This window comes from Photobacterium sp. GB-36 (genome assembly GCF_003026135.1).
Lineage (GTDB): Bacteria > Pseudomonadota > Gammaproteobacteria > Enterobacterales > Vibrionaceae > Photobacterium.
Window position 1 is genome coordinate 146460 of record NZ_PYNY01000004.1, and the last position, 17406, is coordinate 163865.

Annotated in this window: 11 protein-coding genes and 1 pseudogene; 7 read left to right on the forward strand and 5 right to left on the reverse strand. The window is 39.8% G+C overall.

The window, feature by feature from the left end; all coding sequences use genetic code 11:
• Positions 1-67: 67 nt before the first annotated feature.
• The 4 genes from C9J46_RS05385 (at position 68) to putP (ending at position 10214) form a co-directional block, all read left to right on the forward strand.
• Positions 68-4024 (forward strand): AsmA family protein, encoded by a 3957-nt coding sequence (locus C9J46_RS05385; RefSeq protein WP_107290636.1) that lies wholly within the window; start codon positions 68-70, stop codon positions 4022-4024.
• Between the two features lie 558 nt (positions 4025-4582).
• Complete coding sequence (gene norR, locus C9J46_RS05395) at positions 4583-6109, forward strand: nitric oxide reductase transcriptional regulator NorR (RefSeq protein ID WP_107246445.1); 1527 nt, start codon at positions 4583-4585, stop codon at positions 6107-6109.
• A 189-nt stretch (positions 6110-6298) separates the two neighbouring features.
• Positions 6299-7960 carry a hydroxylamine reductase gene (gene hcp / locus C9J46_RS05400; protein ID WP_107290638.1) on the forward strand — a complete coding sequence of 554 codons (1662 nt, stop codon included), beginning with the start codon at positions 6299-6301 and terminating at the stop codon, positions 7958-7960.
• Positions 7961-8726: 766 nt separating this feature from the next.
• The gene (gene putP / locus C9J46_RS05410) at positions 8727-10214 is read left to right on the forward strand and encodes a sodium/proline symporter PutP (RefSeq protein ID WP_107288086.1); all 1488 of its coding nucleotides are present in this window, start codon (positions 8727-8729) and stop codon (positions 10212-10214) included.
• A 107-nt stretch (positions 10215-10321) separates the two neighbouring features.
• On the opposite strand, the gene C9J46_RS05415 is transcribed toward putP, so the two are convergent.
• The 5 genes from C9J46_RS05415 to C9J46_RS05435 form a co-directional block, all read right to left on the reverse strand.
• Positions 10322-12697 carry a Lon protease family protein gene (locus tag C9J46_RS05415; protein ID WP_107206781.1) on the reverse strand — a complete coding sequence of 792 codons (2376 nt, stop codon included), beginning with the start codon at positions 12695-12697 and terminating at the stop codon, positions 10322-10324.
• 211 nt (positions 12698-12908) lie between these two features.
• Positions 12909-13787: a 6-carboxytetrahydropterin synthase gene (locus C9J46_RS05420; RefSeq protein WP_107261936.1), complete on the reverse strand. Its 879-nt coding sequence runs from the start codon at positions 13785-13787 to the stop codon at positions 12909-12911.
• 157 nt (positions 13788-13944) lie between these two features.
• On the reverse strand, positions 13945-14709 hold the full coding sequence (locus C9J46_RS05425; protein WP_233217693.1) for an outer membrane beta-barrel protein: 765 nt from the start codon (positions 14707-14709) through the stop codon (positions 13945-13947).
• 189 nt (positions 14710-14898) lie between these two features.
• Complete coding sequence (locus C9J46_RS05430) at positions 14899-15279, reverse strand: STAS/SEC14 domain-containing protein (RefSeq protein ID WP_045083064.1); 381 nt, start codon at positions 15277-15279, stop codon at positions 14899-14901.
• A 106-nt stretch (positions 15280-15385) separates the two neighbouring features.
• Entirely contained in the window at positions 15386-16324 is a 939-nt protein-coding gene (locus C9J46_RS05435) for a LysR family transcriptional regulator (protein WP_107290639.1), read from the reverse strand.
• A 186-nt stretch (positions 16325-16510) separates the two neighbouring features.
• Here C9J46_RS05435 and C9J46_RS05440 point away from each other — a divergent pair, with 186 nt between their 5' ends.
• The 3 genes and pseudogenes from C9J46_RS05440 to C9J46_RS21745 all read left to right on the forward strand — a co-directional run.
• A complete protein-coding gene (locus C9J46_RS05440) occupies positions 16511-16840 on the forward strand; it encodes a multidrug efflux SMR transporter (protein WP_107206786.1) in 330 nt (109 codons plus the stop codon).
• A 32-nt stretch (positions 16841-16872) separates the two neighbouring features.
• Entirely contained in the window at positions 16873-17112 is a 240-nt protein-coding gene (locus C9J46_RS05445) for a hypothetical protein (RefSeq protein WP_107206787.1), read from the forward strand.
• A 145-nt stretch (positions 17113-17257) separates the two neighbouring features.
• Positions 17258-17399: pseudogene (locus C9J46_RS21745) on the forward strand (IS630 family transposase); the annotation flags it as partial.
• Positions 17400-17406 lie beyond the last annotated feature (7 nt).

Genomic DNA, 17406 nt, shown 5'->3' on the forward strand with positions numbered 1-17406 from the left:
TTAATCATCGCTTTTTCGCAAGATGCCAGCATGCTGCACGCCTTCATTAGAGAAAATCTGACCAATTATGACGCAATCACACATTCCAGCAGAGACGGACTCATCCTCTGAAAAACAGGATAATCCGGTTCAGCCACCAAAGAAAAACAAACTAAAACAAGTGGCAAAGTGGACTTCTATTGCCATACTCACCCCTATCATTGCCGCAACTGGGGTACTCGCTTATGGGGTTAAGATCGATTTAGCTAACCACCGGCATGATATCAACCAATGGTTAAGTTCTACTTTAGATCGTGAAACAACCATTGGTGGTGACATGTCACTGACCCTATCATTTAGCCCTGAAATTGAGTTAAGCGACGTCACCGTTGCCAACACTAAAGCAATGAAATGGGAGCCGATGCTGAAATCAGGCTACATTGGTGCAAAAATTTCTGTTTTGCCTCTTTTATCTCATACCCTAAAGATTGACTATCTGGATCTCAAAGATATTTCATTACACCTATCAAAAGATAATCAAGGCAAAGCGAACTGGGTGTTTGCCGAGCAAACCAGTGAAAAACCGAAAGAAACCACTCAATCAACACTGTTTAAACTGGCACTGAGCAATAATATTCGAGCGGAAAAAGTATCGGTTGATTATTTAGATCAACATACCGGACAGTATGCCAACGTATATTTAGATCAATTATCGTTAACCAAACCGAATAAATGGCTATTACAAGCGAAAGGTAATGCCATGGGCAATGAATATGATGTTTCACTGGCCGGTGATTTAGAATCCCTGATCAATGAGCAGCAAGGTAAATTAGACGCAACAGGCAGCTTTGCTGGGGCGAAACTCAATATTGATGCAGATATTCATCCATTCCACAGTAGTACGCCGTCAACAGCCAACGTAAAACTTGATTGGGTTGATACCGCGCAGCTTGAATCCCTGCTTGATATTGATTTGCGTCATGCTGCACCAATGTCATTAACAACCCAAATTACGGCGTCTAGCAAAGGCATTTCATTGGCTGATATCGCGCTAACGAGCCCTATCACGTCTGCTAAAGGTTTCCTTGATATTTCATTGGCTCAAAACGCCAAAGATCTTAATCATATTAACGGTAAGCTAAATATTCCGTTAATCGATCTGCGTCCATGGTTACAACCCCAGCCTCCGGTTATGTACGGTGTCGGTTATGCAGCGGCAGCCCCTCAACAATCGCCCCTACAAAAAGCGCTAGATCAATGGCTGGTTAAAACAGAAACCCACCTTGATCTATCCGTTGATGAGATCAAAGGCTTAGGTACACCTGTTAATAATATCTCGCTTAAAGTGGAAGGCGATAAAGGTAAACTTCACGCCCCAATGACTGCCAATATTGCCGATGTGCCATTTCGTGGCACGGCTGATATTGATGCCACCCAATGGACATCAACCGTTGATGTGAAATTAGGCGCTAAAGACTCCCAATTAGGTGAAATGGCAGGTTGGATCTCAGGGATCCCACATGCCAAAGGGCATCTTGATAAGGCTCAACTACAACTGACGACTCAAGGCACTAAACTTCAAGACTGGATTGATAATAGCCAGCTCTCGCTCAATATTGATAAAGCGCATATTGATTGGGGTGCCAAAGCCTCTTTTGCCATTGATAAAGCAGCACTAACCTCTGGTATGGAGCAACCCTTTAGCTCTGACATCCAAGGTCAGATCATGGATATTCCCGTTAAGATCACAGCTAAAGCAGGCACACTATCCGATATTATTAACCACCGTAATTGGATGCCATCACTGCACTTTTCCAGCCCTGTTGTTGACATAAAAGCACAAGGCGAATTTGTAAAAACTAATTGGCAAAAAGGCAGTTGGTTAAACCTAACCGTACACAGCAAGGATGTAGGCAAACTAAGCCCATGGCTGGGTACACGTGCATCGATGCATGGCAAAATCGATTTCAAAGGAAAACTCACCAATACCGGTGATTGGCTAACATTAAATATCCCCACGATGGCGTTAATGCAAAGCCAAGGTAAGGTCGATTTTAAATGGAAGCAAAATACTAAAACGCCATTTTTAATCCTTAATGCACAATTTGATACCCTAAATTTCAATCAGCTAGGGCAATTTGTTGATCGCAAAAAAGTACCAACCGTAGAGCAAACAGTGCCAACTCAAGGTGTCAATCTTGATATGCCGTTACTTAGCAATAAAGTCGTGATTGCCGATGCTGATGTCAAACTTGGCATCAATAAAATGCTGTGGGCAAATCAACAAATTGATGACACCCAATTTAGTGGCCAGTTACGTGACGGTAAATTAAAACCCGCCCCTTTTAGTGCTCGCTATGCGGGAAGTTTGTATCAAGGTGATATTTCACTGGATATCAATAATAACGCTATCCAATCTCAACTCCATCTAGGGGTGGATAAGCCGAATGTTGGTCAAATATTAAAACAGTTCAATGTAACCAATGATCTTGGTATGACACTCGACAGCGCTAAATTATCTTTGTCGTTATCAGGTCGTACTGTGCTTGAGTTAATGGAACAGGCTAAAGTCGAGGCACAATTAAACGGCGGTAAACTGCGTGTTGCAGATACTTACACAGGCAAAGCCTTTAATGTCGCACTTCGTCAGGGTAAGTTTATTACAGGTCCTGATACCGCAACTCACTTGACTATTTCAGGCCAAGCTGCAAATAAGCCCGTTAACATTGAGATTGATTCTGTATCACTGAAACAAGCCAATGATGGGCGTAAATCGGTGCCTGTTACCTTAACGGCTAATGTGGGTGATATTGCACTTAATGCAGAATCGAATGTATCGCTACCGATTAATCCACAAAAGTTGAATTTAACCTTTAAGGCAACAACGCCTAACTTAGATCGCTTTAATGCGTTTACTGGTCTTGAGCTACCACCGTATGGCCCTGTGACGGTTGCTGCATCCCTTTCAACCGATAAAGTCGGCTACCATTTGCGTAATATGCTGGTTCAGGTTGGGAGCAGTAAATTACAAGGTAACGGTGATTTCTTACCCCCAATGAAAGGCCAAGATCGCCCTACCGTCTCATTAAATCTTCGCGCGCCGTTCATCCAAATTAACGATTTTAAAGTTAAAAATTGGCAAGCATGGCTACCTAAAGACAGCAAAGAGAATACAACACCAGCAAAAACAGTCGATAAACCCGTACCTGTTCTTAGCCCTGAAGGTTTAAATAAGCTGAATGCTAATTTCAAACTCAATGTCGGTGAAGTACGCTCAGGTAAAGACTGGTTAGGTGCAGGAAAATTAGACTGGACATTACATAATGGTTTACTGAGTTTAAACCCGCTGCACATTAAATTACCAGGCGGAAATATTGATATTAAAGGCTCGGTTAAAGCACAAAAAGAGCTGTTTGATATCCATCTTAATGGATTAGTGAAGAACTTTGACTACGGTATTATTGCTCGTCGAATCGATCCAAAAACCGATATGAACGGTAAGATCAGCTTTGAATTTAATCTTAATAGTCTCGCCAATACTCCAGATAGCCTAATGAATAACGCTAACGGTTTTATCGGTTTTGCGGCTTGGCCTAAAGCTTTCCAAGCTAACTTAATTGATTTATGGGCGGTAAGTTTAGCCGATGCTGTATTACCTAAATTTGTGACTAAAGATCATTCCGTATTAAATTGCGTTGCCGGTGGCTTTAATGTCAAAAATGGCAACATGACGCAACGTGATTTATTGCTTGATACTTCCCGTATTCAAGTCCATGGTGCTTTTAATGCAAGTTATAAAAATCGTGATTTTAATCTGTATTTATCGCCAAAATCGAAAAAAGCTCAGATTTTCAGCTTACAAACACCGGTTGATGTTCATGGTACCTTTAATAAATTCCATTTTGATGTACCACTGTCCGCTATTATAAAAACATCAGTGCGCTTTACGACGAGTCCTGTAGTAGCACCACTGCAATGGCTATTTGAAAAGCCCATCGCAGCCAATGGTTCTGCTGAATGTGAACGCATTTGGCAAGGTAAGTAATCATCAAAACTAAAAAGACCCAGATAACTGGGTCTTTTTTTACTCACTACGCCATCATTTTATTTATCGCCTAAATATTTGCTTTTATAGGTTGAGGCTTTAGCAAAGATAAAAAGAGGAAACAGAATCAAGACAAATAAAATGTTAACTTTATGTATCAATGGATACTTTTTAGATAAGTAAGCATAAGCGCGGATCATGAAAAACTCGATAATATTTGTCGTCAGTAAGATAAGTTGATTATAAAAAATTGCTTTTTTAAAAATAAGTAATAGATGGATTTTATTCCTGCTAACAGTCCAAACGATGATTTCCATTCAAAATCAGCGTCACAAATCAATCACTACAAATGGTAGTTCATTATTTTTTTGGCGTTTTTTTTCACGTAAATAGTCACTAAAAAAACTTTTTCCCTATCGACAATTCCGTTCAAAAAATAAACATTTATATAAAATACATCTTATGAGCTAATTTGTTGTTCTAGATTAAGCCTTAACGATCTCTATTTTGTTGTAATAAAGACAACAGATAATCAAACGACATATAGATATTCTATTTATGCAATCAAATATCGACGCTGCACTGCTGAATATTGCTCTTAACCTCAGTACTCGACTGGCCAGTGATCATCATTACCAATCTTTAATTGATGGTGTAGAACAAGTCTTTCCTTGTGATGCTTGCGCTCTATTTGTTCTTGATCAACACGGTTTTCTTACCCCTGTCGCCGTTAAAGGGTTATCGTCTGCCGTATTAGGGCGACGTTTTTTACCAAGCTCTCACCCTCGCTTAGCTAAAATTATGGCGAGTAAAACACCTGTACGCTTTGACGCTGATTCACCCCTTCCCGATCCGTTTGATGGCTTATTAATTAATGTTGATACAGAAATAAACGTTCACGACTGCTTAGGGTGTAGTTTGTATGTTGATGAACAATTAGTGGGGGTTTTGAGCTTAGATTCTTTGGCGGTGGGTGCATTTGATGATATCGATAACCTTGCGATAGAAACATTTGCTGCTCTTGCTGCTGCTACTGTCCGTAATATTGCCCAATTCAATGCACTGAAATTACAGAATAAAAAACAAAAGTCACTCAATGAAACCTTGATCCAACAAGCACGATCTCAACACAATGAGATGATTGGATTTAGCTCCGAGATGGATGCACTCAAAACCAATATATCAACGGTTGCCCAATCCAATTATGCTGTGTTGATCAGTGGTGAAACAGGTACGGGTAAAGAGCTTGTCGCACACGCTATTCATGCTCAGTCCCATCGTGCAGATAAAGCTATGATCTATGTAAATTGTGCCGCACTACCAGAAAACCTCGCAGAGAGTGAGTTATTTGGACATGTCAAAGGCGCATTTACAGGCGCGAATAGCCATCGAGCCGGCAAATTTGAACTTGCTGACAGTGGTACCCTTTTTTTAGATGAAATAGGTGAATTACCACTGTCGCTACAAGCAAAATTACTTCGCGTATTACAGCAAGGTGACGTACAACGTGTCGGGAGTGATCGTCATCATCATGTTGATGTTCGCATTATTGCCGCTACTAATCGTCATTTAGAGCAGGAAATAGAAAACGGTAATTTTAGAGCCGATTTGTACCATCGTCTTAATGTCTTCCCAATATTTGTCCCACCACTGCGCCAGCGACTGAGCGACATTCCTGTGCTTGCAGGCTATTTATTAGAAAAAGTACGCCAACAATTTAATGTGCCCAATCTCCATATCCACCCTAAAACACTTGCTCTACTTGAGAAGCAATTATGGCCGGGTAATATTCGAGAATTAGAACACAGCTTAACGCGTGCGGCATTACGAGCAATTCAACATGGTGAGCAAACAATCACAGAGCACTATTTTGATAACACCACCACAATCGATGATGTAAAAAACACATCATCACTTTTCCCACAGCAATCACAACCGATGCGTGAATTAGTTGAAGATTATCAAAAGCATCTGATCAGCCATAGTTATGACAAAATGGATAAAAACTGGTCAAAAACCGCACAATTCTTGCAAATGGATCGTGGCAATCTTTACCGGATGGGTAAAAAATTTAATATCCATTAATCAAACCTAATATTATCTGATGTAATAATAACAACAGAGATCGATGTTTTTATTACATCAATAACGTAACCATATAAAAATTTCCAATAAAATTCAGCAACTTAAACATGGCACAGTTAGTGCTATCAGTATTAGTAATACGACAATCTTGTCATTTATAACTATATAAACTAATGCTGGAGACTTTCCATGTTCTGTATTCAATGTGAACAAACGATTCAAACCCCACAGGTAAAAGGCTGCGCATTTGCCGCTGGTATGTGTGGTAAAACAGCAGAAGTTTCAGATCTACAAGATGTCCTTGTTTATACCCTACAGGGGGTATCTTATTGGGCAGAGTTGGCTAAACGTTTTGACATTATTAATGATGAAATTAATCAATGGGCACCACGTGCATTTTTCGCCACACTAACGAATGTTAACTTTGATCCTGCCCGTGTCATTGAACTTGCAGAGCAAGCGCAAAGTTATAAGGCTCAATTAAAAGATCTTGTTATCACCGCTTCAACATTACAAGCAGAAGCTTTACCTGTATTACCTGCTGTTGCTCAATTTGAATTACCCCTATCAGCGGCTGAAATTCTGGCGATTGCTCCGCAAGTTGCCGTTAACCGTGGTCACGATACCCTAGATGAAGATGTGATTGGCCTACGTTTATTGTGCTTGTATGGCTTAAAAGGTGCAGCGGCATATTTAGAGCATGCCCGTGTTTTAGGGCAAACCAATGATGATGTTTACGCAGAATACCATCAAATCATGGCGTGGTTAGGTACTGATCCTACCGATCTTAATCAATTATTAGATTGCTCAATGCGTATTGGCTTGATGAATTACACCATCATGGAAATGCTCGATACCGGCGAAACAACCACCTTTGGTCACCCTGAGCCAACACAAGTAAACGTAAAACCTGTACAAGGTAAATGTATTTTAGTTTCTGGTCATGATTTACATGATTTAGAAAAAATCCTTCAGCAAACAGAAGGGAAAGCTATTAACGTTTATACAAACGGCGAAATGTTACCTGCTCATAGTTATCCAGAGCTAAAAAAATATCCACATTTAGTCGGTAACTTCGGTAGTGCTTGGCAAAATCAGCAAAAAGAGTTTGCCAACTTCCCTGGTGCTATTGTAATGACGTCAAACTGCTTACTTAACCCGAATGTCGGTCAATATGCTGATCGTTTATTTACCCGTAGTATTGTTGGTTGGCCTGGCGTTGAGCATATTGACGGTGATGATTTTAGCCAAGTGATTGATTGTGCACTCGCATTAGAAGGTTTCAAACATAATGAAATCGAACACATGATCACAATTGGTTTTGGCCGCAATGCGCTTATGAGTGCAGCGCCTGCTGTGCTTGATGAAGTAAAAAAAGGCAATATTAGTCACTTTTTCCTTGTTGGTGGTTGTGACGGCGATAAGTCGGAACGCAGTTACTACACCGATTTTACAGCTCAAGCGCCTGAAGACTCGGTAATGCTAACGCTTGCATGTGGCAAATACCGCTTCAATAAAAACCAATTTGGTGACATTAATGGTATTCCTCGCCTGCTTGATGTTGGTCAGTGCAATGATGCGTATTCTGCTATTCAACTTGCTTTGGCATTGGCTAAAGAGTTCGACTGTGGCATCAATGAGCTACCACTCACGCTGGTACTGTCTTGGTTTGAACAAAAAGCCATTGTGATTTTACTAACGCTATTTGCGCTAGGTGTTAAAGGAATTTATACCGGTCCAACCGCCCCTGCCTTTTTGACCGATAACCTACTTGCAATTATCCAAGATAAATTTGATATGCGCCCAATCACAACCGTTGAAAACGATCTAAAAACGATCCTTAACGCATAACATTTTGATCCCCCCTCATTGCTCCATATCTAAATGAGGGGAGTTTTTATCTTATAAGAGCTTATATATGTTAGCTAACTGGACAAACAGCCATTCCCTATTATTAATTTGTATTGATAAATGGCAGGAAACAGACGATACCGTCAGCATAAAATTAGCCACTAACAAAAGAAGAAATCGAACAAGGCTATATTCTTGCTTGTTCTTCTACAATTATTGCGAATGCTGAAGTTAGTTTTACATAAAAAATGTCTGTGGAAATAAACCACAGGCATACCTTTAAATTAGCGGAATAAATTTAATGTCTATTAAAACAATCGTTTTTAGTTATAGTTTTAATAACTAAAATAATGGTATCAATAAATTCAACCTTATTCGTTTATTTATACTCAATGCTACAGATAAATAATCGATTATAATAACGATGAATAATTTTCAATCATCACCCCCTTCACCTTAAACCCATACATATTTATACATACTTTTATAAAATCTTACACAAAATAGTTCACTTTATAACCAAAACGGGGTTATTTATTTGTATAACACATTTTTTACCCGTATTTTATTTAGCAGAGCAATCTTCATGTTTTATTTAGAATGAAGCACTTTATTACAGTGTCTATACGGGTTAGTCAGATTCTAAAACTATGAAATAATTATTTCTGAGCTATCTAAATAAAACAAAAAATAAATGTACTTGTACTCCTAACACCCAAACCAATTAATTGGCTGGCTTTACAGGTAAAGCAATACAGGAAATTCAATGTTTACTTATTATGTCGTTCTCGCGATCTATTTTTGCATTATTTTTGCTATAGGTATTTTCGCAGCAAGAAAGACGGAAGGTAATTCAGATTATGTTCTTGGTGGTCGTAGTTTAAGCCCTGGTGTGACTGCACTCGGGGCTGGTGCATCTGATATGAGTGGTTGGCTATTACTCGGCCTTCCCGGTGCAGTTTTTGTTTCAGGCTTAGATCAAATTTGGTTACCTATTGGTTTAACCATTGGTGCATGGTTAAACTGGCGCTTTGTAGCAAAAAAGTTACGTATTTATACCGAAAACGTCGGCGATGCGATAACTATTCCCTCTTATTTTGATACGCGATTTGGTAGTGGTAACCGCACCCTTCGCTTTATGACTGCTGTCGTTATACTCACGTTCTTTACTCTTTATGCTGCTGCGGGTTTTGTTAGTGGTGCTTTCTTAATTCAAACTTTATTTGATATTCCTTACACTACCGCAGTTTGGATTGGAGCCATATTCTTAATGGTTTATACCGCGATAGGTGGATTCTTAGCCGTTAACTGGGTCGATTTTTTCCAAGGTTCATTGATGTTCTTTGCACTCATCATTACGCCAGTCGTAACTTGGTATAACCTGGATCCAGCCATTGCACCTGATGTATTACCGACCCATTATTTTTCCGTTATTAGTGAAAATACGAGCGCTATTGGCGTGTTCTCATTACTGGCATGGGGATTAGGTTACTTTGGGCAACCACACATTCTTGTTCGCTTTATGGCAATTGGGGATGTCAAAGGTATGAGTATTGCTCGTAAAATTTGTATGAGTTGGATGATTGTCTCTTTAGTTGGCGCATTTGCAGTTGGTATTACTGGCGCAATGTACTACTCTGGCACCGCTCATCACTTTGATAATGAAATGATATTCTTAGAGCTTGCGAAAGGCTTATTCCCAACATGGATCGCTGCAATCCTTATTGCCGCTGTATTGTCTGCCGTAATGAGTTCTGTTGCGGCTCAGTTATTAGCCTCATCGAGTGCGATAACAGAAGATATCACTCACTTTTTCAGCATCAAACTGAGCGAGAAATCACAAGTTGTCCTTGGACGTTTATCTGTTGTTGCTGTTTCGTTAGTCGCGATGATTTTTGCTAGTAACCCACAAAGCACGATTTTATCTATTGTTGGACACGCTTGGGCTGGCATGGGTGCTGCGTTTGGACCTGTTGTATTATTCTCGCTATTTTGGCGTCGTTGTAGTGCCCACGGTGCTATCGCATGTATGGTTGTTGGTGCAGGAGTCGTTATTGCTTGGATAGCTGCACATGCTGCTTGGCCGAACTCAACCTTATTTAGCGTCTATGAAATCATACCCGCCTTTATTTTATCATCAGCAGCACTGGTTATTGTCAGCCTTAAAGGTGAACAACCGAGTGAAAAGACACTACGTCATTTCGATGAAGTGAATGAACATTGTGAAAAACTCAAATTGGAGCCGCAAAAATAATCAAACGTGATTTATCACGATAAAAAAGCCGCATATGTTCAACTCAACAGAGTCAATATATGCGGCTTTTATTTTACATTGATAAACGGCAACAAGAGATAAAGTAATTATCGCCTTAATGCATTTAACTTAGTTTGCGCAATACCAAAGACAGTATCATTTGGATATATGCCTTGCTCTGCATCAGTCCCCGTTTGTTTACCGGTGAAGATCTCAATGGCTTGAGAAACATGGTCAATCGCCCAAATATGGAACTCACCTTTTTCTACTGCTTCTACAATATCTTTGCGTAGCATTAAGTTATGTACGTTAGATTGTGGAATGATCACCCCTTGATTAGCGGTTCTTCCTTTGATCGCACACACATCAAAGAAACCTTCAATCTTCTCATTCACCCCGCCAATCGGCTGCGCTTCACCAAATTGGTTCATCGAACCTGTGATGGCGATATCCTGACGTAGCGGTAAACCAGAGAAAGCAGAAACAATCGCACATACTTCGGCCATTGATGCACTGTCCCCATCTACACCACCGTAAGATTGCTCAAAGGTAAGATGTGTTGTTAATGGGATCTTCGCTGTTTTACCAAATACTGATGCTAGATATGCCGAGAGAATCATCACACCTTTCGAGTGAATACTTCCGCCCAGTTCAGCACTACGTTCAATATCAAATACTTCACCACTACCGTACGCTGTAGTTGCAGTTATTCGGCTTGGTGCCCCAAATCGATAATCAGACGTTGCTATCACAGATAATGCATTAACCTGTCCGATGGCTTGATGATCAACATCGATGAGAGTCGTCCCTGTAACAAAGCTTTGCATCACATGATCTTTTAAGCGACTCACACGCTGCTCTTGATTTTGTAATGCCTGCTCAACATGGCTACTGCGGATCATGGTCGCGTTAGATGATTTCGCAACGTAATTAGTCTCACGTAGTAAGTTCGCAATATCAGCAGAATGTAATGACAGCTTATGCTGATCATCCGCTTGGCGAGAGCTGTATTCAATGATCCTTGCTATCGCTTTTCGATCACAATGGAGCATATCGCCATCATGAACGATACTGGCAATAAAGCGAGCATATTGCTCTTCAGAGGTATCTGTTCGCGGCATATCATCTTCAAAATCTGCTGTGACACGAAATAGCTCTTTAAACTCTGGATCGTAATGTTGTAGTAACTGATAGGTTTGATAATCACCAAACAAAATCAATTTTACATTCAATGGGATCGGCTCTGGCTCTAATGAAATGGTGCCAGACAATGTCACTTCTCGCTCAAGTGAACTTAAATTCAACTTTTGCGCACGCAGTGCACGTTTTAAACCATCCCAAACATAAGGGCGCTCTAAAACTTTTACCGCATCCATCATTAACACGCCACCATTAGCGCGGTGTAAACTACCTGCACGGATCAAAGAGAAATCAGTAAAGACGGTTCCTTTGAACGTCGCATTTTCAACATAGCCAAAAATAGAGTGGTAGTTTGGGCTCTCTTCAACCTCGATAGGAAACTTACGATCAACATCTTGATGAACAAGTACATTGATTTGGTAACGTCGCGGCATTTTCTTGTCTAACGATGCATAAGCTAATGCGACTTGCTCTTCACTTTCTTCTAAGAAAATATCAATATTTTCTAGAATATCGTTATACATTGCTGATAAGTAAGCTTTAATCTCAGGCAGCTTACTGTATTTCGCTTTCAGATCTTTAATGCAATGCGCAGTCACATCTTTGGCAATATCCTCATCAAGCTTTTGCTGCTTATCCGAGTACTTTTCTTCCCATTCCGTTAACTGACGAACAATACCACGCAGCTCAACTTCAAGATCATTGATCGTCTCTTCAAACGTTTGTTGTTCTTTATCACTTAATTCAGCAAATGAATCTTCGGTATGCGGCTCTTCACCATTCATCGCCACCAGCTGATAATCACCTTGGGTAGTAATGGTTAAGCCAACACCTCGCTCTTCTGCGCCCTTTTTCATTGTCATTAACGCATTTTCTTGTTTCTGCGCTAATTGTGTTTTTAACTTTTCAGCTCGGCTAATATAAAGCTCATTATCAAATGCCATTGGAAACGCTTTTACTAAGCGCTTCATGAGCTGTTCAATATCTTTTTTAAATGCACTACCTTGACCTGCAGGTAGCTTTAGCACCTTAGGGCAACGGGTATCATCAAAGTTTGAAACATAACACCAGTCATACAATGTATTGGCGTTACCATTAGGATCGTGACGATTTAAGTAGCGCATCACCATGGTGCGTTTACCTAATCCATTACGACCTATCGCATAGATATTGTAACCTTTTTCCTTAATCGACATCGCAAACTCAACCGCTTGTTGTGCTCGCTCTTGTCCTACTATTTCATCTAATGGTGTAAGGTGTTTGGTTGACTTACACTCATCACTCAATCCGTTTAGCGCTGATACGCGATACAGCTTGTCACTGGTTAGAGGTTTAACTGACATAATCGATCCCTCTCGTTACGACGTCTACCTTCAGTCTACTAATAAAATATTGATTTTTTAGAGACTTAAGCTATAAAAAGTGGCGTTAGTCTCATTTTTTAATGTTTAGCGCTGAAAAATTAGGCACAAAAAAAGCCTAACATTGCTAGTATCACTTTTAATATAGTAATACTCAGTAAGTTAGGCTTTTTTATTGCGTAATGTAACGCGATTACAAGGTTGCCATGGCTCCTTTACCTACCCCTTCGTAGGCAACAACATCAAGGCAATCAGCAGCAGATAAACTTGGTTTAACCTTTTCAGCAATATAACTGGCAAGTAATTCAACAGTGGTATCGGTGGCTAACATTTCTGTTTCTGAACGAGCAATCGCCAGTTCAAACTCACCTTGTGGTGCGGTGTAGCGGAAACCATAGTGGGTTTCATCCGATACCGATTTGGCACACTCACTTAAATTCAGTTCGTTGACACTGCATACATCTTCTTCTGAGCCTAAGTAAATATCTTGCCAACGCTTCGCCCATTGCTTCTCTAGTTCAGCATTGCGCTCGCCATTAACAATAAGCTCAATCGGAGAACGGTGACCGTGTGCAATGCGTTGACAGTTACCATCATGTTTTTTCAAACCGTGACTGTAATGATAAAAAGCACCTTGAATGGCTTCGTGACGAAGTGTTATTTCAAGACCTTGTACATTCTTAGGTAGATTGTCTTTTAGCACGTGGTAAACATGCTCAGTCACGCTTTCAATCGTTACTGTCTCTGCATCAATAAAGCAGAAAGCCTGCTCAGGACAATGTAAGTGAATACTTTTATCTTCTCGCAGAAGATCGACTGTCGCATAGCCCGTTTTAGTCGCGGCAGTGTGAATTGCTGGAGATTTAGCAGGCACAATTAAACGGTGATCAACATATTGATCAACTAATTGTTTGATCTGTTTCTTAACACGACTGAAATCAAGCACCATGCTCATTTCATTTAACTCGCCCGACATCACCACATCAAGAATCCAACTTTCGCCAACCATACCGCGATCGGTACATAGGTATGACGCATCAATTACAGTGAGATCTCTGACAAATAGCTTCAAAGTGAAGTCCTTATTGATAATGGTTGTCGTTTCTAGGGGAATGCATTATACGCTGCTGACGCAATGAGTAAACAAGCAAAATCAGTAAATACAAGATATAAAAAAGCAGCGATGATTATCATCACTGCTCTCATTAATACCCGTCTTTTAAGAAGAACTAGAAACGGTAGTTCGCTGAGATGTAGAACGTCGTAATACTCTTTAGATCAGATTGAGTATTTGGATATACGATTTCTGTAGGATCAACTTTTGAACCAGACCAATAATTCTGATCTTTACGTTGACTCGCGGTGTGACGGGCACCAATTTCTGTCGTGAAATGGTCAGAAATTCGCCAAGCAACACCCGCTTGAATACCAAGCACAGGGTTTGATTGCTTATAAGAACCATATTTTTCGCTGGTTGTTTCAGCAATCATATAACCCACATGCGCACCCACAAATGGGTTAATCGCTTTATCTGCTCGGAAGATATAATCTGCACTTAATAAATGAAGAGTGACGTCAGTATCGGCGATCTTTTTATTATCAAACTCAGATTCACCACTCATTTTCTGGTAACTATAGTAAATTCTTCCATTACCACCAGCAGTATAAAAACCGATATCAGCGCCAGCAAAACCGCTTGCGTCAGGTGAAGGTGCAGACACCTTATCTGAAGAAGACGTTGCATGAACAAGAGAAAAGCTCATATCAGCCATTCCACCTGTTAACCCTACGAAATAGTGCATTGTGTCATCAAATTTTGGCACTTCATCTTCAATTGGTGATAAGCCATTTTCAGGTGTGGCAACCACAGGCTCTAAAACTAGCGGCTCACTCGGGGTATAAGCTGAATTTTCTGTTGATAATTCTTCTGCGGCAAAAGTTGTTGAAGAAAAAAGAGCACTAAGTAATACGCTCGCAAGCAATGTCTTATTCATAAACCGATCTGTTTCATCCTGTTTCATTGTATTTAAGCGTTAAGCCTACGAAAGGCTAAAACTTATCATCATTCCAATAGTGATGTGATTATATACTGAAACGAAAACAAAACTCGATCTTGCTATGAAATTAACACCGTAATAAGTGGTGGCAATATTCTACGCACCACTTACAATATTTTGCTGCAATTATTCTTCTTTTAACCAATTTAATGCATCGATTGAGTTATCAAAATAACGCACTTCACCGGATAAAAACCAATTCCCTACTTTTGCGCCAACTTCTTGCCAATGTTTATTGCCATATAACGCTACTTTACGAAATTGCTTACCATGTTTTAAGCCTAGCTTTAGATCATCCCAAGCCGCATGTATATCCCAACCATCACACTCAGTACCATCAAAATACACATCAACAATGGGTTTATCGACATCGGCTAATGCATCATCAATTTCAGGTGTAATTAGCTGATAATCTTGATGGGTTAATTTACCAGTCGCTTTTAATTCAACAAAAAACTCATCACCGTTGTTATCAATTTCGATTTTAATTCCATGAGACTTTGTCATTTCATTATCTCCTCGATCAGTATTTAACATTATTGGTATGTTGATAAGACTTTATAACAGAACCAATTTTACGATAGTGGCAATGGTGCAAGATTACTCTGCATGCTTACAGGTTGACATAATTTGAGAGATTTTCATCCCAATACGGCGTTTCACCAATATAATGCTTAAAAAAACTAATGGCAGCGACGATCTTTTTAGGCAGATGCTTACGGCTTGGGTACACCGCATAAAAGTGCATGCCCTGATTGGCTTCCCAATCATTAAGTAATTGAATCAGCTTTCCGGTTTTGAATTCATCCGTTAAAAGATACGTTGCAAGATAGGCAATCCCCCAACCAGACACACATGCATCACGAACCGCTTCTGCTAAATCAACCCGATAATTTCCTGATACTGTGACACATAAGCCTTCTTGATCGCGTAAAAATGACCAGGTGCCGTGATTTATTTGTCTATTTTGATAAACCAGACAGTTGTGATCCTGCAAATCACTAGGATGATTAGGTGCTTGGTGGTGAATAAGATATTCAGGAGATGCCGCAACAATAAAACGGGTATCCGCTAATCGTTGCGCTACGTAACCTTCAGGAATATTTTCGATATTGGTGATCCATAAATCCAGCCCTTCATCGACCATATTTGCACGATGATCAAATAAGCTGACTTCAACATGAAGATCAGGAAATTGTCGGCGAAGATGCTCTATTGCAGGGATAATATGCATTGTGCCAAAAGATTGAGATAAGCCTAAGCGTAAAGTACCTGATACCTCATCACGAATATTTGCCATCATCGCATCAGCATCTAACACCGCTGAGACTAACTGCTCACAATATTTCGCGTATTCAATACCTTCATCGGTCAAAGTAAAGCTACGTGTTGTTCGCTGCACTAATTTCACCTGCAGCTCTGCTTCTAATAAACCCAGCTGTTTACTTACATGCGATGTTGATACCCCGAGTTTTTGCGCAGCAATAGTGAAATTGCCACTTTTTACAAGAGTATGAAATATTGTCATTTGTCCGGCGCGATCTTGAAGCACTACAATTACCTATCTGTTTTAAGTCCTTAATAGTTTACTGCAGAACCTAGCTATACCGTCAGCATTCCTGTTTGGAATAATAATTATTACCCATTGGTAAAAGTAATTTTCATTACCGTGCAATTATCATTATTTCAGAAACAATTATAATACAACCTCATTTACGAATTAGATTGGAGTTTGGTTGTGAGTTGGTTATTTCTTCTATTAGGTGTTTTGGCTGAGGCTACATCACATGTCGCATTAAAAGCGACAGACAGTTTTACCAATCCACTACCAAGTGCCGTTGTTATTCTCGGCCATATCACTGCCTTTCTCTTTCTAGCTCAAGCAATGAAAAATATTCCAGTAGGTGTTGTCCATGCTTCGTGGACAGGTCTTGCTATTGCACTTGTTACAGTCATTTCAAGTGTTATTTATAAACAACACATCGATATTAAAGTATGGATTGGGATGGCAATTATTGCAGTAGGTGTTGCTGTAATTAATTTAGCAGGTGTTTCGCACCACCACTAAATATCCTTATGTAGCCATTATGAGAGGTTATAATGAACCAACAACGTGCTGAAAACTTATACTACTACTTACGTAATCAAAATAGTTCTCAAAAAGAGATCAATGTTGTTATTAAACAATTAAATCAAAACTATGGTATTAATTTATCAGAGCTTGATCGCCGTTATCGTTCGCGTATTGGTTACTCACCAAATCGATACGACATTAATACCTATGGTACCGCAGGTTCTCGTACCATGAATCAAACTCGTGGTATGCAAAAAACACATTAATCCTTACTTTCCTCAAATCGTCACTAATAACAATATTAGTGACGATGTACTCATAGCGACTTTATATACCCATGATCATTGAAGGTGTTGTTTTCGTTAAGATAGGGAACATGCTCAGCAGCCATGAAAATCACACTAACTCTTCAACAGAAACGATGCTTATTTCAAAACTAAACGAGACTTCAAAGCAGTAATAGAGCTGTTTTACTGTGACTCTTCTAGAGATCACAGGCTCATTGGCAGCTCGAATAAATGATAACTTTCAGGTTCTAAAACAAACACTTTGAAGTCTTT